20 protein-coding genes are annotated in these 26602 nt (G+C 55.7%); 4 read left to right on the top strand and 16 right to left on the bottom strand.

Features of this window, described 5'->3' with window-relative positions:
• Nucleotides 1–43 precede the first annotated feature (43 nt).
• From FRY97_RS11505 to thyA, 3 genes are all read right to left on the bottom strand, one after another.
• Nucleotides 44–3370: a TAT-variant-translocated molybdopterin oxidoreductase gene (locus tag FRY97_RS11505; protein ID WP_147167679.1), complete on the bottom strand. Its 3327-nt coding sequence runs from the start codon at nt 3368–3370 to the stop codon at nt 44–46.
• Nucleotides 3371–3412: 42 nt separating this feature from the next.
• A complete protein-coding gene (locus tag FRY97_RS11500; RefSeq protein ID WP_147167678.1) occupies nt 3413–4834 on the bottom strand; it encodes a c-type cytochrome in 1422 nt (473 codons plus the stop codon).
• Nucleotides 4835–5102: 268 nt separating this feature from the next.
• A complete protein-coding gene (gene thyA / locus FRY97_RS11495) occupies nt 5103–6008 on the bottom strand; it encodes a thymidylate synthase (protein WP_147167677.1) in 906 nt (301 codons plus the stop codon).
• A gap of 148 nt (nt 6009–6156) precedes the next feature.
• Between thyA and FRY97_RS11490 the strand changes: the two genes are divergently transcribed.
• The 3 genes from FRY97_RS11490 to cysM all read left to right on the top strand — a co-directional run bounded on the left by FRY97_RS11490 (nt 6157) and on the right by cysM (nt 9697).
• Nucleotides 6157–6804, top strand: coding sequence for an START domain-containing protein (locus FRY97_RS11490; protein ID WP_170254608.1), 648 nt, complete (start codon nt 6157–6159; stop codon nt 6802–6804).
• A 68-nt stretch (nt 6805–6872) separates the two neighbouring features.
• Nucleotides 6873–8702, top strand: a complete 1830-nt coding sequence (locus FRY97_RS11485; RefSeq protein ID WP_147167675.1) for a UbiD family decarboxylase — start codon at nt 6873–6875, stop codon at nt 8700–8702.
• Between the two features lie 110 nt (nt 8703–8812).
• The gene (gene cysM / locus FRY97_RS11480) at nt 8813–9697 is read left to right on the top strand and encodes a cysteine synthase CysM (RefSeq protein ID WP_147167674.1); all 885 of its coding nucleotides are present in this window, start codon (nt 8813–8815) and stop codon (nt 9695–9697) included.
• 547 nt (nt 9698–10244) lie between these two features.
• Here the strand turns inward: cysM and FRY97_RS11475 are convergent.
• The 3 genes from FRY97_RS11475 to FRY97_RS11465 form a co-directional block, all read right to left on the bottom strand.
• Complete coding sequence (locus FRY97_RS11475) at nt 10245–10871, bottom strand: outer membrane beta-barrel protein (protein ID WP_147167673.1); 627 nt, start codon at nt 10869–10871, stop codon at nt 10245–10247.
• A gap of 668 nt (nt 10872–11539) precedes the next feature.
• Nucleotides 11540–12733 (bottom strand): NAD(P)/FAD-dependent oxidoreductase, encoded by a 1194-nt coding sequence (locus tag FRY97_RS11470; protein ID WP_170254607.1) that lies wholly within the window; start codon nt 12731–12733, stop codon nt 11540–11542.
• A 30-nt stretch (nt 12734–12763) separates the two neighbouring features.
• The gene (locus FRY97_RS11465; RefSeq protein ID WP_147167671.1) at nt 12764–13624 is read right to left on the bottom strand and encodes a DUF1641 domain-containing protein; all 861 of its coding nucleotides are present in this window, start codon (nt 13622–13624) and stop codon (nt 12764–12766) included.
• 343 nt (nt 13625–13967) lie between these two features.
• Here FRY97_RS11465 and FRY97_RS11460 point away from each other — a divergent pair, with 343 nt between their 5' ends.
• Nucleotides 13968–14372 carry a DUF983 domain-containing protein gene (locus FRY97_RS11460; protein ID WP_147167670.1) on the top strand — a complete coding sequence of 135 codons (405 nt, stop codon included), beginning with the start codon at nt 13968–13970 and terminating at the stop codon, nt 14370–14372.
• On the opposite strand, the gene aceK is transcribed toward FRY97_RS11460, so the two are convergent.
• From aceK to FRY97_RS11410, 10 genes are all read right to left on the bottom strand, one after another.
• Entirely contained in the window at nt 14369–16111 is a 1743-nt protein-coding gene (aceK, locus tag FRY97_RS11455; protein WP_147167669.1) for a bifunctional isocitrate dehydrogenase kinase/phosphatase, read from the bottom strand. The genes FRY97_RS11460 and aceK overlap by 4 nt on opposite strands.
• Before the next feature lie 11 nt (nt 16112–16122).
• Nucleotides 16123–16851: a VIT1/CCC1 transporter family protein gene (locus tag FRY97_RS11450; RefSeq protein WP_211356856.1), complete on the bottom strand. Its 729-nt coding sequence runs from the start codon at nt 16849–16851 to the stop codon at nt 16123–16125.
• Between the two features lies 1 nt (nt 16852).
• Entirely contained in the window at nt 16853–17401 is a 549-nt protein-coding gene (locus tag FRY97_RS11445) for a heme-binding domain-containing protein (RefSeq protein ID WP_147167668.1), read from the bottom strand.
• 213 nt (nt 17402–17614) lie between these two features.
• Nucleotides 17615–18814 carry a TolC family protein gene (locus FRY97_RS11440; RefSeq protein ID WP_170254606.1) on the bottom strand — a complete coding sequence of 400 codons (1200 nt, stop codon included), beginning with the start codon at nt 18812–18814 and terminating at the stop codon, nt 17615–17617.
• 121 nt (nt 18815–18935) lie between these two features.
• Entirely contained in the window at nt 18936–19532 is a 597-nt protein-coding gene (locus FRY97_RS11435; protein ID WP_147167666.1) for a hypothetical protein, read from the bottom strand.
• A gap of 84 nt (nt 19533–19616) precedes the next feature.
• Nucleotides 19617–20732: a cytochrome-c peroxidase gene (locus FRY97_RS11430; RefSeq protein WP_211356855.1), complete on the bottom strand. Its 1116-nt coding sequence runs from the start codon at nt 20730–20732 to the stop codon at nt 19617–19619.
• A gap of 536 nt (nt 20733–21268) precedes the next feature.
• Complete coding sequence (locus FRY97_RS11425; RefSeq protein ID WP_170254605.1) at nt 21269–23593, bottom strand: ELWxxDGT repeat protein; 2325 nt, start codon at nt 23591–23593, stop codon at nt 21269–21271.
• A 67-nt stretch (nt 23594–23660) separates the two neighbouring features.
• Nucleotides 23661–24584 (bottom strand): hypothetical protein, encoded by a 924-nt coding sequence (locus FRY97_RS11420; RefSeq protein ID WP_147167664.1) that lies wholly within the window; start codon nt 24582–24584, stop codon nt 23661–23663.
• A gap of 3 nt (nt 24585–24587) precedes the next feature.
• A complete protein-coding gene (locus FRY97_RS11415; RefSeq protein WP_147167663.1) occupies nt 24588–25142 on the bottom strand; it encodes a hypothetical protein in 555 nt (184 codons plus the stop codon).
• Complete coding sequence (locus tag FRY97_RS11410) at nt 25129–26598, bottom strand: RagB/SusD family nutrient uptake outer membrane protein (RefSeq protein WP_170254604.1); 1470 nt, start codon at nt 26596–26598, stop codon at nt 25129–25131. Before FRY97_RS11410 ends, FRY97_RS11415 begins: the two co-directional genes overlap by 14 nt.
• Nucleotides 26599–26602 lie beyond the last annotated feature (4 nt).

Raw genomic sequence — 26602 nt, 5'->3', positions numbered from 1 at the left:
GGAATTAAAATGCGTAGGATGAAGGGGGCAAGCCCCCTCCAAATTATGCATCAAGTTCTTCGTTCTTATTGTTGACCCGCGCCTGATAGCGGACGGCAGACTGCGTGTTGATCTCTTCCAACACGAGGTAGTTCAGCGGGCTCTCCATACGCTCGGCGATCAAGCCTTCCTTGTTGTTGCTGTCGCCAAAGACGATTGCGCCGGTCGGGCAGGCAGTCTGACAAGCAGTCTTGACATCCTGATCGCGGAGCTGACGCTGCTCGCGCTTGGCGGTCAGTTTGCCTTCCTGAATGCGCTGCACACAGAAGCTGCACTTCTCGATCACCCCACGTGAACGAACAGTCACGTCTGGGTTCAAGACCATCCGGGTCAGGTTATCTGCGCCAAATGGCAGTGCCTCCTCCCCGTTCAGCTCGTACTCGTTCGCACCGAAAAGGTCAGCGGTAGTGTAGTCAAGCCAGTTGAAACGGCGCACTTTGTACGGGCAGTTGTTCGCACAGTAGCGCGTGCCGATACAGCGGTTGTAAGTCATCTGGTTGAGGCCTTCTGAGCTGTGGTTTGTGGCTGCTACCGGACATACGTTCTCACAAGGTGCGTTGTCGCAGTGCTGGCACATCATCGGCTGGTAAACCACATTAGGGTTCTCATAGTCGCCGTAGAAGTAGCGGTCGATGCGCAGCCAAGTCATCTCATGATGGCGCGCCACCTCTTTCTTGCCTACAACAGGTACGTTGTTCTCCGCTATACAAGCTACCTGGCAAGCCCCACAGCCAATACATGCACTAAGGTCAATGTGCATCGCCCAGTGATGGCCCTGCCCGTAAACGTTCTCTTTGTACTCGTCATATGGGTAGAGCGTATGGCTGTTCAGCTTCTGAGCCTCCGAGCGCTTCTCCTCGATGTGGTGCTCTAGTTCATCCAGCTCCGCTATATTGCCTTGGTAAATGATGGAACGGTTGGTCAGTCCACCCTGGAAACCGCTGCCCAGAGTCATAACGGTCTTTTCGTCCACATTAATCTCTTCGCCAGATTCGGGGTCGATGCCCTTCAGGCCCATAGAGTGGTGATACTGCACACAAGCAAACTCATCCTCCACGCCAACACGCTCCGAAACGCTGTCTACCGTCGCATAATACTGTACGTTGCCGTATTGGTCGAGCGACATCCAAGGGTAGGTATCTACCCCTACGTTGTTGCCAACTGCGTTGCCGAGCATTCCAGTCTCCGTGCGGCCATAGCCCAGTGCGATAGAGACTGTGCCAGGCATCTGCCCAAACTGCCGCACTACGGTACAGCGCTGAGCTTTGCCAGCTACGGTTACCTCTACGATGTCCGCCTTGCCTTTCACCTCATCAGGGTTGAGCCCCATGAAGGAAGTGAACTCGTTGCCGCCGTCCCAGCCTACAGGGATAGCCAAGTAGTTGCCCCAGCTACAACGATTGACCGGATCGGGCATCTCCAGCAGCCACGGGTTGTTGCCGTAAACGCCGCCGCCCATATTGACCGTCTCAAAAAAGGAGATTTCAAGTTCTGCGTTTGATGGCTTGCGCACCATGCCCGCAGCCTGGCTAACATCTGCAGCAAAGGCCATGACCGGGGCTTCCTGTGCAACCTCGAATACCCCGTCGTGGAGGGCGCTGTCCCAGAATGCCTGGAAAGTCGCAAAGTTGCGCTGCATTGGGAAGATCGCCTCCTGCCAATGCTGCTTCAAGTATTCAAAGTAGAAAGCGCCCGCATCAGCGTGCAGCTTATCGTAATAGCCGTTTGGTGCATCCACAGCTGTACTGTCAGCTGGCATACCGGCCATCATATCATAATTGGCCCAGCGCAACAGGCTCTCTTCTGCCTGACGGGTGCCAGCACGGCCTATAGTGTTGAAGATAGGCGCTATAGCAGGCTGTACCAAGCTGAATTGCCCGCGCTTGGCTTCTACATCCCCCCAGCTTTCCAGCAGGTGGTGGGTAGGTGCGATATAATCGCATAGGGCCACGGTCTCGTTCGGTACAGTCGAGAAGGAAACCTTCAGCTTCACCTTCGAAGCTGCGGCTGCGAACTGCTCCTTATTGGGCAGATCGAAAGCTGGGTTAGCACCGTCCATAACAAACAGGGCATCTACCCGGCCGTTGTTCATGTCGCTGATCAGGTCCTGAACCGCTTTGTCGCGCCCCTGCCGCTGCATAGATGCATGCGCAAAATCGAGCGTCTTGCCGTAGTTGCCCAACATATTGTTGATGCCGTTGATCAGGATCTGCTCTCCTTTATTGTTGGAGCCCGAAACGATCAAAGATGCGCCGCGGTTGCTGTACAGCTCATCAGCAACCTTTTGCAATTTTTTAGCCTGATCGCCGCTGAGCTTTGGCCCGTTTACAGCCGCGTTGCCTGTCTTTGCAGCCACAGCGTTGTAAAGGGCTACAATCGCTGCGCCCTGCTCAGAGGGGCGAACCAGAATACGGTTGTCCGCATTAGAGCCCGTAAGGCTCATGTGGCTTTCTACCTGAATGTGGCGGGACATCTTTGCCCCTTTCTTTGCCTTGCGGTTCTTGACATACTGAGCAGCAAACTCGACCGGGGAAACCCAGGTGCCCAAGAAGTCCGCGTCAAAGCTGACGATGACGTTGGCTTTGTCGAAATGATAATCAGGCACAACAGCCTGACCGAAAGAAGCCTCATTGGCCTCTAGCAGGGCAGAGCTTGATACCGGATCGTACATGACCACTTCTGCGTTCGGGTAAGCCGCTTTGAAGTCCGCCAATGCCTTTTTAGTCGTTGGGCTCATGATGGTGTTGCCCAAAATACGGATGCTAGACGAAGCAGAAAGCTTGCCCATCACCTCCTTATCTATTTCAGCCCAAGACGGACCGCGGTCGTTGCGGTTGGCAGAGCGCTGAATCTTGCCATCTGCAATACGGTAAGGGCCATCGAGGCGGTTGGTATCGTACAAACCAAGGACCAAAGCCTGCGCACGGGCGCTTGTGCCGCCTTTGGTGATGCCAGAAAGCGTATTGCCCTCGATCTTGATTGGGCGCCCCTCGCGGGTCTTGACCAGGATGGAGCAATAATCCCCGCCCTGCACAAAAGAAGAAGCATAGTAAGTGGCCACGCCAGGGACGATCTCGTCTGGCTTGACAACATAAGGGATCGCCCGTTTTACAGGGATTTCACAGCTCGCAGCCAAAGTAGCTGCGCCCAAGCCAAAGCCAAGGTACTTCAGGAAATCACGTCGGCTAGCCTCGGCACCAAGAGTATTCTCGTTGGAAAGGCTATCTACGACAGGGAGCTCGGCGAATTCGTTTTTGTTTGCTTCTTGGTAGCTTGGGTCATTCTGCAGTTGCTCTACACCGATCCAAACACCGTTATTGTTATTTTTCATTTCTTCTTTTTTCAAGTTCAACTCAGCAATTGCGGTGGAGGATTAGTAATGGCACTTCTGGCACTCCAAGCCACCGATGTCTTCAACGGTTACCTTCTCGCGCTCACCCTTGGCGATCTCCTCGTGGTAACGCGTGTAAGACTTATAGTACTCGTTGTCCTCAAATTTCACTTCTGTCTGACGGTGGCAGTTGATGCACCATCCCATAGACAGCGGAGAGTGCTGCTTCACCACTTCCATCTCCTCTACAGGGCCGTGGCAGGTCTGACACTCCAACTGCCCTACCGTGACGTGCTGCGCGTGGTTGAAGTAAGCATGGTCGGGGAGGTTGTGGATACGCACCCACTCGATCGGGCCCTGCACCTTAGGCTTAGTCTCATTGGTCAATGAGGATACAATGCCGTCCCACTGATCTTCAATCAGCTCTTCCCCTTTGCTGTCTATCGAACCGTTCTCTTTTACGTAAGTGTCGGCAATCCACTTCTTGTAGATTTTCTCCACCTCGCCTTGAGACATTTCTTCGTAATCATTAATGTAGCTGTCTGTGCTTGGGTCATAGCCAATAGAAGCATAGATCTTGGTCAGCTCGGCAGTCCCGTACTTAGAGCCTACCTTGATGGCGCGGTGGCAATTCATACAGGTATTTGCCGCAGGGATGACCGAGTGCTTTGAACGGCGGGCGCCGTCGTGGCAGTACTGACAATCGATTTTCTGAAGCCCCGCGTGCGTAGCGTGAGAGAATTTGATCGGCTGCTCCGGCTCGTAGCCCTGCTGACGGCCCAGCATAATGGCATTATTGACCGTAGTGTAACCGCCCAGTACAACCAAGGCGAAAACAACGAAGGCGATCAGCCCCTTGCTCGTCAAAGTCTCCACCAGGCTCTTCTTGCGGGCGTTCTCGTTGCCCTCCCGCACCTGCATCATGTAGTTCAGGTTGCTAACGATGCGAGCCAAGACAATCGCCAGGATGCCCAAAATAACCGCCAATGCGATGAAGAGCGGGGTGTTATTCGGCTTCTCAGCCACAGCCTGTACACCAGCCTCATCACCTGCAGGCTTCTTGGGGCCCAGCTCGCCTTTGTACACGGCATCGATATAGCCCAGTACATTTTCGATTTCCTGGTCCGTAAGGTTGAGGAAGTTGTTCATGACCGTAGGCTTCCATTCCGCCCAAAGCTCTACCGCCTTAGGGTGGCCTTCACTGATCATGGCTTGAGACTGACGGATCCACTTGTACAGGTCTTCCCGCGGGTAATCGGCCCAACGCTCCTCCACGCCGCCCAGCGCAGGGCCCGTGAGGTTATCAACCATGTTTTTATTGTGGCAGGTCGCGCAATAGTTCCGGAAAAGGGTCTTGCCCTCATCCAAGTTGACCTGTCCGCCTTCCTGAGCTGCAGCAGGCAGCGCAAAAGCTACCACCGTCAGGAGCAAAAAGACTCGGCTAATGAACTGCTTATATATCATCTTCTGATGCTTGATTTTTTATGAATCGACAATTTTCAACTGTGTCATTCTATTGTCAGCGCAAATATAGAATGCGGTACACTGTTTTTAACAATAAATTAAGGAAAGGTTCAATTATTTAGATTTCTTCTAAACAAGAGGTCAAACCCCTTATTATCATTGCCTTTTTCAAAAACCGCGCCCAAGGCGTTCTGCCCAATTTTTGATCTATCTTCAAATATATGAACAAATTTAAATTTCTATATGCGCCTTCCTGCAAATTTAGTACCTAAACCGCCACCTGTGCGCGTATAGGCGGATGAGGGTCGTAGCCTTGCAGCTCGAAATCTTCAAAACGGAAATCGAACAGCCCGGTGACCTCCGGGTTGATTTTCATCATTGGAAGTGGGCGGGGCTCACGCGACAGCTGCAAGCGGGCCTGCTCCAAGTGGTTGAGGTACAAATGCGCATCTCCGAAAGTGTGCACAAACTCCCCAGCCTGTAGGCCACAAGCCTGCGCCACCATCATCGTCAGCAGGGCATAGGAAGCGATGTTAAAGGGCACGCCCAGGAAAACATCAGCCGAGCGCTGATACAGCTGACACGACAGCTTGCCTTCCCCTACATAAAACTGAAAAAGGACATGACAGGGCGGCAGCCCTGATTTCACCATAGCAGGGATATCGGGCGGGTTCCAAGCACTCACGATATGCCGCCGGGAATCGGGGCTCCGCTTGATCTGTTCTACCACCTCCTGCATTTGGTCCACCCCTCCAAAGTTGCGCCACTGCCGCCCATAGACGGGGCCCAGCTCACCCCACTCCAAAGCAAAGGCTTCTTCTTCGATAATGCGCGCAACAAAAACTTTCATTTCAGATTTCCAGGCCTCGCTGTACTTCGGGAACCGCTCCTCGAGCCCATTGGCCTGCAAGTAATGCTGAAAAGGCCACTCATTCCAAATCTTCACGCCGTGCTGCACCAGATAGCGGATATTGGTGTCGCCCCGCAAAAACCACAACAGCTCGTGTATGATGGCTTTGTAATAAACCTTCTTGGTGGTGAGCAAAGGGAAGCCCTCGGCCAAATCGGCCCGGAGCTGATAGCCAAAAACACTCAGGGTGCCGGTGCCGGTACGGTCCTCCTTGCGCAGGCCTTTGTCCAAAATGTGCTGTAATAACTCCTGGTACTGCTGCATAATAAAACCGATAAACTTTTAGAAATCGGCAACCTAGATTTTCAAAAGGTGTTAAAGATACAAAAAGTGGAGCGCCCGGATGTCATATTTGGCTCATTCTGCAACGCCCGCTTCCTCGCAAATCTGTAACTCCCTCATAACCCGAAACATGAATTTCAAACTGCTCTACCTCCTCTTGGCTGTCTGTACAGCTGCCCCTTCAGCTTTCGCACAAGCACAGGATTGGTCCCTCAAACGCGATACCGACGGCATGCAGGTATACCTCAGGGACGTGCCCGGCTCTCCCATCAAGCAGATCAAAATCGAGGCTACCCTCAATGCCTCTCTCGACGCAGTAGTCTCTGTGCTGAAAGACATTGATGCCTACCAAGAATGGATCTACAAATGCCAGTCTGCCAAACGCCTGCAGCCTTCCACACAGAACTCCAGCCACTACTACTGCCGCGTCGACTTCCCCTGGCCTATGAGCGACCGGGACTTCATCGCAAAGAGCAAGCTCTGGCAAGACGAAAACGACCGCACGGTCTATATCGAGGTAGAAGGGCTGCCCAATGACCGCGAGCCTGTACAGGACGTGGTGCGCATCCCAGAACTAAAAATCTCCTATGCCTTGAAGCCACTGCCGAATGAACAGGTTCAGATGACCTACATCCTGCACTCTGACCCAGCAGGGGACATCCCCACCTGGCTCGTCAATATGGTCGTCGACAACGGGCCGCTCAACACGGTAAAAGGAATGCGCGAAATGCTCAAAAAAGATGCTTACCGCCAGGCCAGCCTCAGCTACCTGAAGTAATTCATGGCCTAAACCTTACCAACTTTGGCCACTCCCCGCTGTTGGGGTACAAAACAATACTATCCGCTATGGCCTACCGCAGTATGATGGACGCTGTGCGCGACCTCGAAAAGCACGGCAAGCTCGTCCGCATTAAGGAAGAAGTAGACCCCGACCTCGAAATGGCCGAAATCCACCGCCGTATTTTCGAGGCTGAAGGGCCTGCCCTATTTTTCGAAAAGGTCAAAGGCAGCCCCTTCCCCGCTGTGTCCAATATCTATGGCACTTACGAACGGACCGACTTCCTCTTCCGGCATACCATCGCCCAAGTGCAGAAAGTCATCGAGCTGAAAGCCGACCCGGCCAATTTCTTCAAAAACCCTGCTCGATACCTCTCTGCCCCCTTCACCGCCCTCTCTGCCCTCCCTATGCAGCAACGCCTTTCCGCGCCCATACTGCACGGGCAGACCACCATCAGCCAGCTGCCTCAGATCAAATCTTGGCCTATGGACGGCGGGGCCTTCGTTACCTTGCCCCAAGTGCTCACCCTGCCGCCGGGCACTTCCAGCGTCATGCAGTCCAATATCGGTATGTACCGCATACAGCTCTCTGGCAATGAATACCTTCCCGACCAAGAAATAGGCATGCACTACCAGATACATAGGGGCATCGGTGTGCACCACACTCAGTACAACCAAAGCGACGAGCCCTTCCGGTGCTCCATCTTTGTAGGCGGCCCCCCGTCCCATGCTTTCGCTGCCATCATGCCCCTGCCAGAAGGGCTCTCCGAAATGACCTTCGCCGGCATGCTCGGCGGGCGCCGGTTCCGATACCTCCGCCACCGCGGGCATGTCCTGTCTGCTGATGCCGACTTCGTCATCACTGGCACCATACGCAAAGGGGAGAAAAAACCCGAAGGCCCATTTGGAGACCACCTCGGCTACTACAGCCTGCAACACGATTTCCCTGTCATGGACGTAGACCGCGTCTACCACCGTAAAGATGCGGTCTGGCACTTTACCGTAGTCGGCCGGCCGCCGCAGGAAGACTCCAGCTTCGGCTACCTCATACACCAGCTCGTCAAACTGCTGACCCCGCAGGAGTTCCCCGGCATCCGAGAGATCAACGCCGTAGACGCAGCGGGCGTCCATCCTCTCCTGCTCGCCATCGGCAGCGAACGCTATATGCCATTCCGGGAACGGAAGCCTGAGGAGATCCTTACCCAGGCCAACCGCATCCTGGGGTCTGGCCAGACTTCCCTCGCCAAGTTCCTGTTTATCGCCGCTGAGGGCGATGCCCCCGGGCTGACCACCCACGATATCCCCGCTTTCCTCTCCCATGTGCTCGAACGGGTAGACCTTGCCCGCGACCTGCACTTCCAGACCAATACCACCATCGATACGCTCGACTACTCCGGCTCTGGCTGGAATGCAGGCTCTAAAGTCACCATCGCCTGCTGTGGAGAGAAAATCAGAAGCCTCGCTACCGAGCTGCCAACCGGCATTGCCTTGCCTGCCGGGTTCTCCGCTCCTCAAATGGCACAACCGGGCGTCTTGGCTATCCAAGGCCCGGCATTTGCCGGGCCAGACGCCTACGATGACCCCCAACTGTTGGCCCGCCACCTCGAACAATACGACTGGCCGGGCATCCCTTTGGTCGTCCTGTGCGATGATAGCCAATTCCTTGGGCAAACCCTCAACAACTTCCTTTGGGCCACCTTCACCAGGGCCAACCCTTCCCATGACATCCATGGGGTACGGGCGTTTACCGAACATAAACACTGGGGCTGCCGAGGGCCAATGATCATCGATGCCCGCATCAAGCCCCACCACGCACCGCCACTGGTACAAGACCCCGCAGCCACCGCCAAAGCCGACCGCTTATTCAAGCGCGGGGGAGCGCTCGAGAAGTGGGGGTAGCAGGGCCGAAGGCTAGCCCACAGCACAAAGTGCCAGGCAAAGTTTGCCGGTTGCAGCCCATTGCATTAGCTTTGGGCTGCACTTCGATCTCTTACTCGAAATTGAAACCTATGGCTGCTATCCTCGACCTCGTCGGCAATACCCCAATGGTAGAGCTTACCGCCCTCAACCCCAACCCCAATGTCCGCATCTTTGGAAAACTAGAAGGGCAAAACCCCGGCGGCAGTGTCAAAGACCGCGCAGCCTACGGCATGATCAAAGGGGCTGTGGAAAGAGGGGAAATCAAGCCCGGCATGAAGCTCGTAGAAGCTACTAGCGGGAATACCGGCATCGCCCTCGCTATGATCGCCCGAAGCTTTGGCATTGGCATTACCCTGCTCATGCCCGACAACTCCACCGCCGAACGGGCCCAGGCCATGCGGGCATACGGGGCTGAAGTCATCCTAACCCCCGCCAGCAAAGGCGGCATAGAATACTCCCGCCAGGCTGCTGAAGAAATGGCTGCTCAGGGCGGCCACTTCATGCTCAACCAATTTGCCAACCCCGACAACTGGGGCGCTCACTACCGCACCACCGGGCCCGAGATCTGGCGGGACACTAAGGGCCAAATCACCCACTTCGTCTCCTCCATGGGCACCACGGGAACCATCATGGGCACCTCCCGCTTCCTCAAAGCCCAAAACCCAGCCGTGCAATCTGTAGGCGTACAGCCCACCGACGGCTCAAGCATTCCCGGCATCCGACGATGGTCTCCCGCTTTCCTCCCCAAAATCTATGACCCCCAATGGGTAGACCGCACCTTGGATGTATCCCAGGAGGAAGCTACCCTAACCATGCGCCGCCTCGCTACCGAAGAAGCCATATTCGCAGGCATGAGCAGCGGCGGTTCCGCAGCTGCTGCCATCCGGCTCGCCCAAGAGCTGGAGGAAGGCCTCATCGTATGCATCATCTGCGACCGGGGCGACCGCTACCTCTCTTCTGGCATCTTTGAATAACTGCTGGGCGCCCCCCGCCCCTATCTGCCTTCCCCCGACGGCGGGGCGCTACGCTACGCAGCTCCCGGCCCTGCGGGCTGCAGGCTGCGCCTGCACTGCTCCGCATCGCTGGCGCAGCCCCGGCAGTGCCCTACACTTTCAACGCCAAGCCAGATTGGCCAGACTAGAAGCTGCCTTTGAAAACTTGGCCTCTACCGAAAACAGAACGCTATTGTGCTGCTCGCAGCGCCCAGGGGTTTCATCTGTACCGGTAAGCACTACCTGCCTGCCGGAAGGAAAATGTTGTTTGCAGCACGATCAGCCGCAGGCCTTAGCGCTATGATGGCTCCGGCCTAGCGCTGCGAAGGGGTGATAAGCCCGATAGGGCCGAGCGAAGAGCGAGCCCCGTAGCATAGCGGCACCTGCCCGCTGGCAGGGGCAGGCTCCTAAAAAACAACAATCTGGATTTCGCCTCTGAAGTGCAGCCCAAATAGACACCAATATGGGCAAAAAAGGCGCAGCGCTCCAAGCCGGGCAATGTATTCAACACAGCCGGGCACGATATCCCCTACGGCTCGGTGGGCAAGTAGAACGTAAGGCCAGCCTGCAAGGTACGGGAGCGGAAGTAGTAAACGCCTTGAACCTGGGTTTCCTCATCGCGGAAGCGGCCCTCAGCTACCCGGGGCAGGCCGACAAGGTAGTTGAAGTGCAGGTGCAGGTTGGGGGAAATAGCAAAGCCCGCCCCAAAGGTGAAGCCAAAGTCTAACCGCTGCCAGTCTTCCCGGTTGGGCAGTGGCCCAAGGAGCGAGCCGCATTCCAGCCCGGCAAGGATGAACCACCGCTCTGTGGGGGTGAGCTCGAAGGTAAGGGGCACCTGCACCGACCAAAGCTGATAGGCGAAGGCGTCCTCTAGGAAAAAGGTATCCTGCTCAAGGTAGTTGGTCCGGAACTGCAGCTGCCCGCCCAGGCGTACTGCGATGCGAGGGCCGAAGGCGTAGCGCGCGGCAAGCCCAACCTGCCCGCCCATTTGGCCGCCTAAGATTATGGCAGACTCAACACGGTTGGGGATGGTCTCCGTCTGCATGCCAGCAGCATTGAGGCCAACGCTTGGGCCCCAGGACCACTGTGCAGTGGCTGGGCGCGGGCAAAGGATGGAAAAAAAGAGCAGCAAAGCGGCAGTAAGGTGTATTTTCATGAGCGTCCTTGGGTCGTAGCTGGGCAGGAAATTGTGTATTCAACGCCTCAACTTTATAATCGGCTTGATGTATTGGGCTAGCGTATTGGGAAAAGGAGCTGTTTTCAACCATGTGCCGGCTTTTTCAGGAGCTCAGCTTAAGCTAAATGATCGAATAAAGCATAGCGTGGGCAGAAAAACGCCTTTTTAACCCTGCAATGATCCCCAGCGCATCAAGCCTGACAAGTTACAGGTGTATTTTAAACGCCCGGTGGGGCTGCCCATTTTGGAGCATCCCTATTTTAACGCGAAGACGGGGGCGGCCGCTATTTCATGCACAACAGCCGCTGTGGGACAGGTGGTTTGGGGCAAACTGCATTTTAGAGGTTTCAACAGCAGCACCGCCGTGCCGCACGAGCGGTGAAGAGGGGAATGATAGACAGCGGCCGGGCAGTACAGTGAGCCGCGCAATGTAGCCGCTCCACTCCCTCTGCCCTTTTGACACAAAAATGCAGCCGCCCGTAAGCAGCTGCATCTCTATAAAGGGCCGGCCTCTAGCCAATACAGGGGGCTGCCCTTACGCTATGAATAGAAAATACTTAGTGGGCTAGCCGGAATTGCAGAGCCGTTTCCTGCACTTGGAACACCTCCTGCCACTGAGAGGCGATCACCGCTCCATCCGCAAAAGGCTAGAACTCCCGCCCTTTGAGCATGCCGTGCCAGTACATACGGGGCAGGCCGTAAGCTTTTAAAGCATACATACTGTAACGCTCTTGGGCCTGATTGAAAGGGAAGGACTCCATAGGCTGTTTGTCGTAGTCGAACTCGGCAAGGATGAGGCTGCCATAGCCGGTCACGAGCGGGCAGGAAGTGTAGCCATCATACTTTTTGCCCAGCGCCTGCCCGGCCAGGTAGGCCCGGAGGTTGGCCACAGTAACCGGGGCTTGTTTCCGGATAGCCGCCCCTGTCTTGGAGGTAGGCAGGTTGCTGCAATCGCCCAAGGCAAAGACATTGGGGTAACGGGTGTGCTGCGTGGTCGATTTGTCTACCTCTACCCAGCCAGAATCAGCCGCGAGCGGGCTGTCGGCTATGAACTTTGGGGCGCTCATTGGAGGGGTGACGTGTATCATATCATAGCTCATGACCTGCTCCTCCCCAGTCTCTATATGCCGGAAAATGGCTTCTTTCTTATCCGGGCGGAGCTCGGCAAGGTCCATCATCCAGACGCGGTCTATATGCTTGCGGTCAGCCACCTCGGTCAGGGCATCAGCATATTTTTTGACTGCGAAAATGCCTGGCCCCCCTTTGACGAATTTGATATTGATGCTGTTGCTGACCCCGTGCTTGCGCCAATAATGTTCGGCCAAAAAGCAGATCTTCAAGGGCGCGCCCCCGCACTTGATAGGGGTAGAGGGGTGGGTAAAAATAGCAGTGCCCCCCTTCAGGTTTTTGATGTTCTCGAAGGTAGAATCTACCGTTTCGTAATCGTAGTTGCTGCAGACGCCGGTGCCGGGCTTGCCCACGCTTTCCTTAAGGCCAGGGATCTTGCCCCAGTCGATTTGGATGCCAGCGGCTACCACGAGGGCATCATAGGTCAGTGATTCGCCACTGTTGAGGGAGAGGGCGTTGTTGTCCGGGTCAAAACCTGTAACGGACGATTTGACCCAAGTAGCGCCATCCGGGATAAAATCGGCCTGATCGCGCTCAGATTCTTCGCGGGGGAAGACCCCTGCCCCGATGAGGGTCCACAGCGGCTGATAATAGTGCTTTTCTGCGGGGTCTACAATTGCGATTTGGGGTGGGTTGGGCTTGTTCATGAGCTGAGCAGCCACAGTGAGGCCGGCGGAGCCACCGCCGACGATGACGACTTGGAAATGTGCCATAATATAGTAAGGTTGTATAGGATTAGAAGATCAGAATCTTTTGCCGAAATGCTTGCTGAAAGAAAGCAGGAAACCGAGCGCTTTTTGGCGGTCCTTATCTCCCAGGGCCCGCAGGGCGCCCCACATGCCAGCAGGCTTTATGTCCTCGCGGTTGCTGTCCACCATAGCCTCGCCCGCTTTGGCGATGACTTTTAGGGTGCAGGGGTCAAGCACACCGCTCTGCATAAGGGCCTTGAACTCTTCGGATGCGAGCAGGGTGGACAGCTGCCCCAGCATTTCGACGCCCCGCCCACTGAGGACAGACCAGTCAATGCCGCTCTCTGCAGCCTGACGTGCACCCTCGTCCAGGATATCGACGCCCATCGCTGCCAGCCCAGGGAGCTGTTCACTGAGCGCTAGCAATTGGCCCAAGCGGCCGGCGGTCTCCGGGCGGGTGAGCTGCTCGGCTAGCCCAAGGGCAATGCCAAGGCGTTCGGAAAGGTCTATGCCTTTGAGCGCAGCCTGCTGATACCCTTCGTCCGCCGCATCGGCGGCCATGCTGGCCAGCCCGGGCAGCTGCTCGGCCAGCCCATTGAGCTGATCGATGCGGGCCACCATAGCTGGTGAAGTCAGCTGTTCTGCCAAGTGAAGGGCATTGCCAAGACGCTCCTCGAGGTCTACCCCACGCTGCTGAGCCTTTGCCACGGCTTCGTCCGCCGCATCGGCAGCCATGCTGGCCAGCCCAGGCCCCTGCTCTAGTGCGGTGGCCAAGCGGTCGACGGCTTGCTCTAGCGTTTCTATCCGCTGCAGCAAGTGATCGAGGGACCTAAGGGTCCGTTCGTCATTGAGCCGCTGCTGAAGCTGATGCCCAGCCTCCGTCTGCGCCCAATGCACGCTACCATTGGTTTCCATATTGGTCTAGGATTTAAATGTAATGGGGCACATAGCCAATCAAGCAGCACGAACACAAAGCATAGATTCGTTTGCCGGTTTTTTATTTCTAAAACAAGCCCAACCCCAAATCTAAATTTTGATTTACCTTCAAACCTATGAAATTATGTTCATAAATAAAAACAAGGTTGAGGATTCCTGTAAAAAGTGCCATAATTGCCCGGAATTAGACTATGTTTGGAGGGATAAAACCGTGTTTCTTCGCATAGCGAAACCCAAACAGCCCACTTGGGGCTGCTGCAAACTTGCCGAGCTAATTTTTTATTTTGCAGGACATGAAGCCTGCCGTTGAAAATCCAATACTATGAAACTCTCTTGGAAAGGGATATGGAACTATAAGTGCCCGCGCTGCGGGGAAGGCGATATGTTCAAAAAGCCGTTCAAATGGACGGACCCCATCGCTATGAACAGCCACTGCTCCAATTGCAAGCTCGACTTTGAGCCAGAGCCGGGCTTCTATTTTGGTGCCCTGATCATTTCGTACGGCATCTCTTCTTGGATGCTGCTGCTGCCTGCGCTGGCCCTGGTGCTGTATTTTAAATGGTCGGTGATGGCTGCTATGGGCTTCACGCTGGCTTTTGCCGGGCTGACCTATTTCAAGATCATGCGGCTGTCGCGCTCCCTCTACCTGCACTTTTCCATGCGCTACGACAAAAGCCTGGAAGATTCTGAAAACTCCAGCTCTAAGTACGATAAGACCATCTTTTAGGGGCCGGGGTGCTGATGCCGGTACTTCTTGGCAAAGCGCAACCGCTGCCGATAAGGGTAGACGTCAAATAGGTCCCCTGCCCTCAGGCGCTTTTGGGTGTCAATCCAAAATTTGACATCGTAAAGGTTGCCGTGCAGGCGGTGGAAGATCGATCGGATATCCTGCCTGCCAATAAGGAATTTGGGGAATTCTTCCGGGAAGATATCATCTGGCCCTACGGAATAGTAGGGCTCAGCAGCCCACTCGTCTTCGTAATCCCTCGGCTCCGGTATGCGGCGGAACTTATAATCGGTCAGGAAGCCAATTTCGTCATAGTCGTAAAAAACAACACGTTTGAGGCGGGTGACCCCGAAATTTTTCAGCAGCATATCGCCAGGGAAGATATTGACAGCGGCCAACTGTTTGATGGCTTTCCCGTAGTCGTTGATGACTTCTTCTGCCTCTTCAGGAGTGGCCTCTTCGAGGTAGAGGTTGAGCGGGATCATCTTTTTCTCAATATACAAATGGCGGATCTCAACGGTATCGCCCACAATACGCACCTTGCTTGGGGCATCCTCGAGCAGGTCGCGCAGCAGCTCGTCTGAAAAGCGCTTGCGCTCAAAGATGAAGTTCTCGAACATATGGCTGTCTGCCATACGCCCTACCCGGTCGTGGAAGAAGACCAGCTCATATTTCTCCCTCACCTCCTGCTCCGTAACCTGCTTTGGGGCTGCGAATTTATCCTTGATAACCTTGAAGACCATATTGTAGGAAGGCAGGGTGAACACCGCCATCACCATGCCCTTTATGCCCGGTGCATGGTCAAACTTATCCAAGGTGCGCTCCATGTGCCGGAGGTAGTCCCGGTAAAGCACCGTCTTGCCATGTTTTTCAAACCCAATAGAATTGTACAGCTCGCCGAGGCTTTTGGTAGGAAGTATGGACTTGAGGAAGTCGACAGTCTCACTGACAATGTCTACATCTACCAAGAAATAGGAGCGGTTGTAGCTGAAGATGGAGGAGACATCGTTGTAGTCCAGCAAAAGGGCGTCCACAAAAATGCCCCCTTCCTGATGTAGCAACGGCAGAATGAAAGGATAGGTCCGGTCTTCCAGTTGCAGCCGCCCAACGATGTAGGCCCCTTTGTTCCGGTAAAACACAGAGTTCAGCAGCTCAATGCGGGCATGACGGGGCAGCTCCCGGTCTGGCAATTTCTCCCTTAAGGTATCGCAGATGAAGCGGATGTCCCGCTCCATGTCCTCCCAAGGTGCATCAAAGATGAAGTAGGAAAAAACCTGACGGAAAATGTGCTCAAGCGGTTCTACCAGAAAGAAAGTCTGAAAAATAGGGACCGTAGAGCGGAATTCCCGGTAGGTACCTGTTGCGAGGACGAACATCAGGTCACGGTCTACGCTGAGCCCTCTATGGCTGTGGCGGAAAACGGAGTTGAAGAAGGTCTCCGCGATATTGCGGGTATTGAAGTTGGCGACCTCCTCTAAGTAGTACTGCTTGATTTTTTTCCAGGTGTAATCGTCTTTGTGCAGGCCGCCGAGCAGGCCCGTCACCTCTTTAGTGGTGTGGGCCACCTGATCCCGGTAGAGGGTGAGGCGTTCTCGTGCATCGGCCTGTGTCCCGCGCCAATCGCGGCGCTCAAAGCGGATTTGAGCGCGCTTAGTAATACGCTTGTAGACGTAATAATAATTCTGATAGCCGCGCAGTATGAGGTGGGCAGTATCGTAGGGGATGAGCTTCTCGAACATAGCCGTGGGGTTTAGCCATTGGTAATCATCTGTTCCAGTATGTCACCGACAAAATAAGCGACCACGGCGGCCAGAGCCCCCAAGGCAACGGTCTCCAGGATGCCTTTCCAGAGAGAGGACTCCGTCACGTAAGCCTTGAGCCAGCCAACGAGGAAGAACCCAGCGCCGGTCAGCAGGGAAGTCGCCAGGAACAAATTGCCGGCATACCCCCAAATGTAATCAAAGAGGTAGAGCGATAAGGGGATGAACCCAATAATCAGAAATGCAAAATACGTCACAATACCGATGCGCAAGGGCGCCCGGGAGGGCATCGGGCGGCCCTCAGCTTCCTGCACGACCACATCTGCCCAGCGCTTTTCGTCTTTGGTGATGGCCTGTACAGCTTCCGAAAGCAAAGGCCCTGTAAACCCTTTGGCAGCGTATACCTGCTCCACCATCTGCCGGTACTGCTCCGGGGCCATCCTCAGCCCCTGCCGGGCGGTGCGGCAATGCTTGAGGTAGTTCTGCTGCTCCGATTTGGCAGACAGGTAGGCGCCTACCGACATAGAGAAGCCGTCGGCCAGCAAATTAGCAAACCCAAGGATGATGATCACAGAGCTGTCAAGCCCCGCGCCCACTGCGCCCGCCACAACAGCAAAGGTCGTGACGCTGCCGTCTATGCCGCCGTAGACGAATTCGCCCAGGTCTTCCTGATAGCGGGAGAGCCAAGATGGCTGCCTATGTTCCGTTGCAGGCAGCAACCTATTCCACGGGGTTGTCGGCCCCTACAGGCTGAGGCGCCTTGGGCAGTTTGTCCATTGGCATATCCTTGCGCAGGCGAGCAGGCGTGTCCTGCCCGGCCGATGCCTGCAAGACTTCGAACCATGCAGCTAGGCGATCCCGCTGTTCGGGCGAAAGCCGTGCTTCCGGATGTGTGATGGGGTAAACTTTAAGGGGCATCTCCTGCTCCCGGATCTCTTCTGCACACTCTTCTGCCTTGTGCGCACGTTTGTCAGCAGGGTAGCTCCCCCAATCGGAAAAATTGAGGTGCTCCCGCCCTTCTTCAATGTGCCCTTTGAGCCACCACCCTACCGGTTGAATGCTAGCATACCAAGGGTAAGCAGTAGTATGTGCGTGGCAATCGTAGCAAGCGCTCTTAATGAGGGCAGCCACATCGGAGGGCGGGCTTGTCAACTGCAGCAGGTCCTGCCCCGCAGTTATGGGCGGATTGGTTTTGTCAATCTGAAAAAACTGAAGCAGTACGAATACGCCCAGCAGGCCGCCAAGGGCGCGTTTCACGAGAGTGGACATAGCTAATGTTTTTTGGGCACAGCCATTCAAAGCTGTAGATTACCCGTGCTAATTTAATAAAAATTCTACCTGCCCGATAGCTCTTTTTGGGCAGTATCTGAATTTACAGCCTGCTGCTCAACAGCCCTATTGGATGGGATACAAAGCGGTGTTGGGCAATAGGCCCAGTTTTGAAAACGGAAATCAGGGCCGTTTCCCTGACAACCTGCCGCCTCAACGTCGGCCGCTCAGCAGCTCGAGGCATACCCGGGCAGCGTGGTACTCATACAGCGCATCGATGTACTGACGGCGGCTCTCGATGGCCTGCTCCAAATTGACCAAGTAATCTTGATACCCCACAGCGCCCTGTGTATAAGCTTTCCTGGAAGACTCGATCTGATCGGCGGCCAACGGGAGCAATTCCTCCAGCAGGAAGCGGACTTTTGCCCGGGCCTGATTGACCCGGGCGATGCCTTCCCGCCGCTCGTTCTCCAGCTCCCGCTGCGCTGCATCGTACTCGGCCTGTTGGATATCTACCTCCCGGCGCGCTATCTCCACCTGTGCTTTCAAAGGCTTGCGGCTCAAGGGCACGCTCAGCCCGATTTGATACGCCAGGAAGGGCAGGCTCTCATTGATGACCTGCAGCTGTGCACCGGCAATAACTTGGGGCAGGTATTGGCTCTGAACATAGAGGGCCTCGGCTTCCGCCACCCTAATGTCCTGCTGTTCGGCAAGCAGCCGTGGGTGGCCTGCATTCACAAACCATGGGCCTTCCGGTGTAAGCCCGGGCAGCTCTGTCGCCACCGACTGATAGACGGTATCCGAGTACATGAGATTGTTGAACACCGTGTACGCCACTTCGAAAGCCTGCTGTGCCTGTTGCTGCCCAAGGCTCGCCAGCTTTTGCTTCCCCTGCGCAGACAGGACAGGTATTTTGCCCGTTTCCCCTAGCTCAAAGCGGAGCTCGGCAAAGGAGACGAGCTCGCTCATCAGGTTTTGCACCTCTTGGTAATGCTTACGCAAATGCTGCGCATAGACCAGCTGAAGGTAGGCTTCTGCCACCAGGTTCTTCAGTTCGAAAGCCGTCAGCTGAAGGCGCGCATTGCCAGACAGCAGCTGCTCGCGCAGGGCAGGCTCGCGGTAACGGGCGGAGCCGGGCCAGTTGAAGCGCTGAATGAAGCCGGCACCGTGAATGCCTATGGCCGGATTCGAGGGGTCTACCTGGGCGCCGGCCAAAAAAATATCCGTACGGGAGAGCGGGCTGCGCAGACCGAGGCGGGCCTCCTGTTGTGCAATGCTCAAGCGCTCGCGCTCCAACAGAGGGTAGTTGCGGGCTGCCACGTCAAAGGCTTCAGCCAAGGTCAAGGGCACCGGCTGTGCCAAAAGGGCGAAGGTACAGCCCAGGAAGAAAGCAATAGCAATGGTAGTTTTCATGGTAAATGGGTTGTGCATGCCGCCACAAAATAATCATGGCCAATCCATTACCGCCAAAAATTATGCCCCTTTTCAAGCTTAAGCTCAAAAAGGGGCATAAAAGAGGCCTGCAGCAGGTGTTTTAAGATTTTGGGCCGCTGCAGCAGCCGCCTTTTTTGCCAGCACCCTGCCCACAGCCTTTACCGGCTTTGGGCTGACAGCCCTGTCCAGCTTTGTCCCCACAGCCTTTACCGGCTTTGCTCCCGCAGTCCGCTTTTTGGCCGGCCTGAGTAGCTGCGCTAAAATCTTCGGCAGACAGGGCCTGCGGGGTGTAGGCTACGCCTTGCTTGCTGAGGCTGCGCACGAAAGCGCTCAGGCTACTGCCCGCTGAGGCTTGCAGCTCTGCTGCCCAGCCCTCCTGATAACGCTGCCAGGCGTGTTCCGAACGCAAAGCCGCCGCTTCCAGGGCTGCAGAAAGTGTCGTAGTTCCTGGCATTCCTTTGACAGCAACAGCAGGGGCTTCCCCTTGGTAGAGGCCTTCCAAAATAGCTGACCGCTCCTGAGCAGCAGCAGCGGCCTGTACGAATACCTGTGTGCCCCACTTTTGGGCAGCAGCCTCAAAAAGAGCCAAATCGGCACGTTCTGCCTTGAGGCTGGCTTCGAGCACTGCAGGGGTTTGGGCCATGGCCTGGCCCGCGAGAGAGAATAGCGCGATCAGCGCCCATGCGTACTTCATCATGTTTTTCTTGTGAAGGTAGCGCCCTGATGCTAGGTTGCAAAGTGACCAAGATCACCCAAAGTGTTAACATGGGGTTAAACCCTTCTAAATTGGCAAGCCGGGCGGGTTGACAGGGCGAGGCCGGGTCGACAGCGCCTGCAAGAAGCTAAGGAGCTGCGCCCGCTCACGGGCGGTCAGCCCAAGTGGCTTCAGCAAGGGGTCATGCACAGGCCTGCGGGCTGACTTCACACTGCGGGGGATAATCTGTGGCATGCCCTGATCGTACATAAAGAGCACCTCCTCTAGCTCAGCGATATTGCCGTGGTGCATATAGGGCCCGGTGAAGGCGATATCCCGCAGGGTTGGCGTACGGAACAGCCCCATATCTAGTGTATCGCCAGTAATGGCAAACCGCCCCAAGTCTTCTCCAGGGCGGCCAAAGTGAGATTGCCCATTGTTATGAAAAGCCTGATCGGTAAAAAATGGCCCATGATGGCAGTTGATGCACCGTGCTTTGGTGCGGAACAAGTGAAGCCCAGCCAGTTCATCGTCGGTCAGCGCAGTATAGCGCCCCTCCACAAACTGATCGAACCGGCTCTTCCTGCTGCGGATCCCACGCTCATAGGTAGCCAGGGCTTGGGCAATACGCTCTACCGTGATGCTGCTGTCGCCAAAAGCTTCGGCAAAGTGGGCGGCATAGCCTTCAGCCTCCTCTAGCTCTGACGGGAGGGAGCCTAGATCTTGATTCATTTCCAGGGGGTCTTTTATGGGGAAGAGCGCCTGCTCTTCAAGCGATTGGGCGCGCCCGTCCCAGAAAAAAGCCAGCCAATGGCCTACATTGAGCAAGGTTGGAGCATTGCGGGGGCCAAGCTGCCTGCCGTGCCCAAAGGAAGTACGGCGGCCGTCCCCCCACCCTACTTCAGGATCGTGGCAAGAAGCACATGCTATTTGGTTGGAGCCAGACAGCCGAGGGTCAAAAAACAACATCTCCCCTAAAGCCGCCTTGGCCTTGTTGTAGGGGTTGTGGGCAGGGTATGCAACAGGCGGCAAAGTGCCCAGCTCCTTAAAATCCACCCCCTCGTCTACCGTTGCTGCCGGCCACTCCGAAGGCGGCTTAGCATAGGCGCTTCTCAGCTCTTCAGGGCCAGGTGTGGTAGCGCTGAGGGCCATCAGGGCCAACATCAACAGTAAAGGGACAACAAACAAAAGGAGCCTATTCATAACTGCCTGTATTAAATGAATTAATGCCCCGGAGTTGGGCGCAAACCAAATTCTCATTTTCTTGGACCTGCCGCAAGGATGGGGGCCTGCCCCTGCCAAGGGGCAGGTGCCGCTATGCTCCGGGGCTCGCTATCCGCTCGGCCCTATCGGGCCTGCCGCCCCTGCGCAGCGCTAGGCCAATGCCAGCCTAAGGCACGAAGGGTATGAACGCCTGCGGTGTTTCGGTTTTCGCCTCCGCAGATAATTACAGTATGGGCGGGAATCGCTATCCCCCCCTTTCCATACTATCCTTTTTCAGTCGCTCAGCTTGAGCTAAGGGCTTATTAGGATAATAACATAGCATCTCTTAGCGCCTAGAAAAAGTGCTTGTGTCTGCCCCCATTCCGCCCCACTGTACTGCCCGGCGCATCACGTCAAATGAAAGAAGGCGGGAGACAGCCCTACTCAAGCGCTGTTCCCCCGCTTTCAATTTACGCAGTTTTTGCCAAAAACCGGGTAAGAGCCAAAAGACTTGCCCAGCCCGACAAACGAGAGGCTTACTGCTTTACAAAAGGATAAGTGCCTCGGTAGGCGGCATTGCGGATATCCAGAACGTAAGCACCAGCCGGCAGATTGCCCACTGCCACTTGCAACAGCTGTGCCTGCGCAGGCACTTCAGCAGCCCAAACCAGACGCCCCTGCCCATCGAACACGCGGGCTTGTGCCCCATCTAGCCCTCTTTCCAAACGCACCTGAAGGGCCTCCATAGCGGGGTTGGGGAATACCAATGCTTCCAATAGATTCAGCTCTTGCGTACCCGACTCCATTTCGCCTGTGCCAGACAGGTTAAAGGTGAATTCACCGCCCTCCAGAGCATCTGTAGCAATGGCCAGCGTAGCCTGCTGAAGCCCTATAGATGCAGGCGCAAAAGCGAGCAGGAAGGTGTCCTGTGACCCTGCCGCCAGCGGGCTCTCCAGCTCAGTGATGGAGAACTGCACCTCGTCGCTGAGCGTAACGCCCGCGATGTTCAGGGGGATGTTGCCCAAGTTGGAAATGGCAAACTCCTCAGTGGCCTGCCCGCCCAGCAGTACCGTGCCAAAATCATAGCTGAATGCGCTTTCCAAGGGCATCTCATCCAGTGAGACTTCCAGGACAGCAGCGGGCACCACCGCTTCCCCTCTCAGCACCAGTTCAAATACCGGGGCATTGGGGTCAGAGCTGAGGATGCGCAGGTTTTGCACGAAAGTGCCTGGCTCGGTAGGCAGGAAGCCAGCAGTAAGCGAAAGGCTTTCCCCGCTGCCCAAGAGCTCGAGCTCTTCCTCCAGTTCCTGTATCGTAAACGGCAAAGGCAGCCCCCCAGTGAGGTCGCCATCATAAAGGACTAGTACACCGTTGCCCGCATTGCTCAACTGAAGCTCCGCAGCACCGGCCTCACTGATGAAAACCTGACCGAAATCGAGCGTATCTCCTGAAACAAGATCGGCACCATCCCTAGCTATCGTCAGCTCAGCGATCGGTATCTCCAAAGTCCAGAGCTCATCGCCCGAGGTTCCGTCTGTAGCTTCGAAAAACAGCCGGTTGCCCACCCGCACGATATCGTCTATGTCAGCATCGCCAGCTGTGTTGATGTCTGAAATACGGACGGCACTATCCATATCCACGGCGTACTCGTAGAGCTCCTGTCCAAAATCGGCAGTGGTAGCGCTGAAGTAGATCGCAGAGCCGCTAAAAACTAGATCTTCAGGATCGCTGCCTTCCGGTCCAGGGTTTATATCATCGAGCAGCCCGACTACTACAGAAGCAGGGTTGCCTTCCTCTTCCACAGACAATTCCCATAGCTCCTCGCCGGCAGCGCCGTCGTCTGCTGTAAATAAAGCCAGGATGCCCAAGATATTCGTAAACTGCCCAGGATCGCTATTATCACTGCCCGGGTTGATGTCCAGCACCATCATCGTGCCTGCCTCGGTGCCATCGCTGACCCACAGCTCATCGCCATCTGCGCCATTATCGGCCTCGAAGAAGAGCAGCCCGCCAAAGCTGAACAAGTTGCCCGGAGAGCCACTGCCACTGCCCGGGTTGATGTCTTTTACCAGGTAGGTCCCTTCGGTGGTGCCATCGGTAGCCCAAAGCTCGGTCCCGTTCACGCCATCTTTAGCACGGAAGAACAGCAGGTCGCCTACCGCTGTAAACTGAGAAGGCAGGGAGTTGCCGCCATCGCGGATGTCCTTTACCAAGACCGTGCCCGCAGCAGTGCCGTCGCTTTTCCAAAGCTCAGAGCCAACCAGCCCGTCATTGGCCGTAAAAAAGAGCTCCCCGTTGAATACGGTCTTGAAGTTGGGGTTGCCCGGGCCACTGCCCTCTTGAATGTCGATGACCAGGCTAGTGCCCGCAGCAGTGCCATCTGAGGACCAGAGCTCAGAGCTGACCTCCCCGTCGTTGGCCGTAAAGTACATGAGCCCATTGTAAAGGACGATGTCAAATGGGTTGCCGTTGCCATCGCCTTCCTGGATGTCCAGGAAAAACTGCGTCCCCGCTACGGTGCCATCGGTGACAAAAAACTCATCGCCCAACACCCCATCATCCGCCTTGAAGTAGACTAGCCCATTGTAGATGGTAAAATCACTGGGGTTGGAGTTGCCGTTGGCTACTTCTGGGTCCGGGTTGAGGTCGCCCAGCATAAAGGTACCTGCTTCAGTGCCATCTGTAATCCAAGGCTCCACCCCTGCATCAGGGGATTCTGCCCGGAAGATGAGCATATCCCCAAAAGGGGTGAAATTGCGCGGGCCGGCATCGTCGCCCGGATAAATGTCTTTGACCAAGACTGGCTGTGCCGCAAGCCCAAGCGCCAAAAAAATGGGAAAAAGTGTGAAAAAAGATTTCATCAAATTGATTTTTATAGCGGCCGGCCTGCGCCCTGCCGCTGTTAAACAAAGAGATAGATATACATAGTCATCTGCGCTCCGCCTCCAAGACGTACTTGCGTAATACATTTTCTGCTCCGCCTATGGCCGTCTCATCAAAAAACACGTCCAGCTGTATAGTGCCGGTGCGCTCATCGTAGGCCCCGCCACCGCTAATGCCAATTTCAAAGGGCGGCAGTCCAGAACTTTCCATACGGGTCACCGTCACCATTTGCGGGATGACCTCCACAGTGCCGAAGGATGCCCCGGGGCTGTCGGGGGAAAACTTGAGGGCTTCCGGGATACGGATGAAAGCGGAAGCAGAGGAGACATTAAAGTCGCTGTATATCCGTATCATATTGAAAGCATTAACCCCCCAATCAGGGTTGGGGTGGTAAAAGCCGATGACATCCGGGGTAGTCCGGCTGGCGAAAGCGAAAGCGAAAAACTCGTTGGTACGGCCAGTAGCTACCGGCTCCGGGCCAAAAGAGGTATACCCAAACAATTGCGGGAAAGTCTCATTGGGCGCCCAAAGCTCCAGGTTGACCTGCCCGCCCAAAGAGAATACCAGCGTAAGCACTTCCCGGCCTTCGGCAAGCCTTACTCCTTCGGTAGGCAGCAAACGCAACTGCACTATACGGTCTAGGCGGGTAGGGTCGTCGCTGGGCAAAGCCCGCACCCGGACCACGCCGTTGAGCTGCCCAGGTTCCAAGACAAAGCGGTTGCCCCCTTCCAAGACAAAATCTTCTCCGGCTACTGCATCCCCTTCTACAGCGGCCTCTACTTCCAGCGGCCTCTCCAACGGCTTGCTCAACAGCAGCTGCACATCCAAGAAACTATCGACTACTACCGCCGCGGTTAGGTTGCCAAAGCCGGCTGTTGGCGGGGCAGGATTGCCAAGGGGCTGCTCTTGCTCACAGCCCAGCCAGCCCAACAATAAACATAAGCAAGCAAACATATTGACGGTCTTCATAGGCTAATCTTTAAAAATAAGTTCGAAAGTACGCCCCCTGCCCGATCCGGGGAACCCTAGGTGGATAAAATCAGGGCTGACACGCTCCAGCTGCAAGGTGGCCCGGCCGCTCAAGGGCAGGGTGTCTGCGCGGTGAAAGGTGATTTCATAATCAAATGTGCCCGGTGGCAGGCTCAGGTTGCGCCCGATGACAGCTTCCCCGTCTTCCCCGGCCAGCGTATAAAACAGGCCAGGCGCCAGGCTGTCGGGAGCAGTGACAGAAAGCGAAAAGAGCACTTCCTCTTCCTGAGGGGCCGCAGAAAGTGCAACCGGGATGGCCAATAGGGTATCCTCTGCTGATGACCTGCTCAGCACTACACTGTCTTTCGCCGGCTCATTCACTTGATTGTCGTAGTTAAAACGGATAAATGCGTTATCGGGGTCAAAGAGGTTGCCTTCCCGCTGCGTCGGCCGAGGGTCTTCACAGCCCGACAGCGCCAATGCTATAGCCAGGATGGGGCCAAAGGCAGCGCCTCGGGCAAAGAAAAGTGCCATGTCTTTGGTATTAATAACCTTCATTCTGGGTTAAATTTGGATTAGCGTTCAAGGCCGATTGGGGGATAGGCAGCACAAAGCGGAAATCTGGGAAAGGAAGGCTGCAGTTCAAATTGCCAGGCAGGCAGTCCTGCCGCTCCACTCCCCTTCCGGTGCGTGCCAGGTCAAATAGCAAATGGCCTTCTAAGGCGAGCTCCCTGCGGCGCTCCTTGAAGATTTCATCTCGAAGCGCCTGCCCAGTCAGGCCAATAGCAGGGGCATCATCTACAGCCCTTTGGTGTATGAGGTTGTAATCTGCCTGTGCAAGGGCATCCTGCCCAAGGGCCGCGTAGGCTTCTGCGCGCAGCAGGAAAAGCTCGGAGAGGCGCAGTATTGGGAAGTTGCTGACATAATTGGGGCGCAGACTATATTTGCGGCAGTAGGCCTGCCCACCAACTTCTATGAAGAGCTCCCGCCGCAAGTCTTCTTCTCCGTACAAAGACAGCAGGTCATTGCTCACCCGCGCATAAGGCACTACTTCCAGGTCTTCGGGCACGCCGGCCACGCGGGCCATGGAGAAGATAAGCCCGGTAGAACTAGGATCTGCATTGCGGTGGCGCTGCAAGTCAACGTACCAGATGGCCTCCGGGCTGGGCAATTGCTGTGCCCAGGTATCGACATACTCCCCGGGGTTGAGCAGGGCAAGGCCTCCGCTTTCGATCACGCGGCTCGCCTGTTCTACCACCCCTTCCCAATTTTCGCGGTAAGCGTATATCCGGGCCAGGAGCCCCCTCGCGGCAGTAGGCGTCAGCCAGACTGCTTCAGTAGTACGCTGCGCAAATGAATTGAGCAGGGTGATGGCCTGCAGCAGATCGGCCTCGACCAAGCTGAACCCCTCCGCTACTGTGCTCCGGGCAGGGCGGGCGGTCACCGGCAACGGAGCATCCAATAAGACCACTCCAGGATGGGCCGCATTGGGAGTGAAACGATAAGGCTGTGCATACAGCCGGAGGAGGTCAAAATGAGCTAGGGCCCTGAGGGCCAGCGCCTCCCCTTGCAGGCTGTTCCGCTCCGCCTCCGTGAGCCCTTCTACAGCGGGGAGCGCTTCGAGGATGTTGTTCACCCGCCCCAGCAAGATGTACAAAACCCGGTAAAACTCATCGAGGCTGCTGTCCTCGTAAGTGGGCTGCAATGCGAAAGAATGAGCATCCCTTAAGTCGACAATAGGCGTGGCCAGGTTGCCAGAAAAATCGCCTGAACTGACTGCATCGGGGTTGGGGGCAAGATGGCCGGCCAGCTCCGGGTAAGCTACCATGGCCCGCAGATAATAACCGCTCTCCCCCAGGGTGCTGTAAGCGCCAGCCATCGCTGCCTGAATGCCCTCCGGGCTGCTCAATGCTTCTTCATTGGAGATTTGGTCTTGTGGGGCGACATCGAGCAGGCCTTGGCAAGCTGTGCCCAGTAGTAGGGTAGCGCTAAAAAACAAAGTGAGAGATCTCATAACC

Origin of the sequence: Phaeodactylibacter luteus, from assembly GCF_007993045.1 — a bacterium.
Taxonomy (GTDB): Bacteria; Bacteroidota; Bacteroidia; order Chitinophagales; family Saprospiraceae; genus Phaeodactylibacter; species Phaeodactylibacter luteus.
The sequence above is the reverse complement of the archived record's forward strand: the minus strand, read 5'-3'. Positions and strand labels throughout refer to the sequence as shown.

Excerpts from the sequence above, each read along its gene's own strand:
- FRY97_RS11460 (WP_147167670.1), top strand. The coding sequence starts at position 13,968 with ATGAAACTCTCTTGGAAAGGGATATGGAACTATAAGTGCCCGCGCTGC.
- FRY97_RS11410 (WP_170254604.1), bottom strand. The coding sequence starts at position 26,598 with ATGAGATCTCTCACTTTGTTTTTTAGCGCTACCCTACTACTGGGCACA.
- thyA (WP_147167677.1), bottom strand. The coding sequence starts at position 6,008 with ATGCAGCAGTACCAGGAGTTATTACAGCACATTTTGGACAAAGGCCTG.
- FRY97_RS11500 (WP_147167678.1), bottom strand. The coding sequence starts at position 4,834 with ATGATATATAAGCAGTTCATTAGCCGAGTCTTTTTGCTCCTGACGGTG.
- FRY97_RS11470 (WP_170254607.1), bottom strand. The coding sequence starts at position 12,733 with ATGGCACATTTCCAAGTCGTCATCGTCGGCGGTGGCTCCGCCGGCCTC.
- FRY97_RS11445 (WP_147167668.1), bottom strand. The coding sequence starts at position 17,401 with ATGTCCACTCTCGTGAAACGCGCCCTTGGCGGCCTGCTGGGCGTATTC.
- FRY97_RS11415 (WP_147167663.1), bottom strand. The coding sequence starts at position 25,142 with ATGAAGGTTATTAATACCAAAGACATGGCACTTTTCTTTGCCCGAGGC.
- FRY97_RS11425 (WP_170254605.1), bottom strand. The coding sequence starts at position 23,593 with ATGAAATCTTTTTTCACACTTTTTCCCATTTTTTTGGCGCTTGGGCTT.
- aceK (WP_147167669.1), bottom strand. The coding sequence starts at position 16,111 with ATGTTCGAGAAGCTCATCCCCTACGATACTGCCCACCTCATACTGCGC.
- FRY97_RS11485 (WP_147167675.1), top strand. The coding sequence starts at position 6,873 with ATGGCCTACCGCAGTATGATGGACGCTGTGCGCGACCTCGAAAAGCAC.
- FRY97_RS11430 (WP_211356855.1), bottom strand. The coding sequence starts at position 20,732 with ATGAATAGGCTCCTTTTGTTTGTTGTCCCTTTACTGTTGATGTTGGCC.
- FRY97_RS11490 (WP_170254608.1), top strand. The coding sequence starts at position 6,157 with ATGAATTTCAAACTGCTCTACCTCCTCTTGGCTGTCTGTACAGCTGCC.
- FRY97_RS11465 (WP_147167671.1), bottom strand. The coding sequence starts at position 13,624 with ATGGAAACCAATGGTAGCGTGCATTGGGCGCAGACGGAGGCTGGGCAT.
- FRY97_RS11420 (WP_147167664.1), bottom strand. The coding sequence starts at position 24,584 with ATGAAGACCGTCAATATGTTTGCTTGCTTATGTTTATTGTTGGGCTGG.
- FRY97_RS11505 (WP_147167679.1), bottom strand. The coding sequence starts at position 3,370 with ATGAAAAATAACAATAACGGTGTTTGGATCGGTGTAGAGCAACTGCAG.
- FRY97_RS11435 (WP_147167666.1), bottom strand. The coding sequence starts at position 19,532 with ATGATGAAGTACGCATGGGCGCTGATCGCGCTATTCTCTCTCGCGGGC.
- FRY97_RS11475 (WP_147167673.1), bottom strand. The coding sequence starts at position 10,871 with ATGAAAATACACCTTACTGCCGCTTTGCTGCTCTTTTTTTCCATCCTT.
- cysM (WP_147167674.1), top strand. The coding sequence starts at position 8,813 with ATGGCTGCTATCCTCGACCTCGTCGGCAATACCCCAATGGTAGAGCTT.
- FRY97_RS11440 (WP_170254606.1), bottom strand. The coding sequence starts at position 18,814 with ATGAAAACTACCATTGCTATTGCTTTCTTCCTGGGCTGTACCTTCGCC.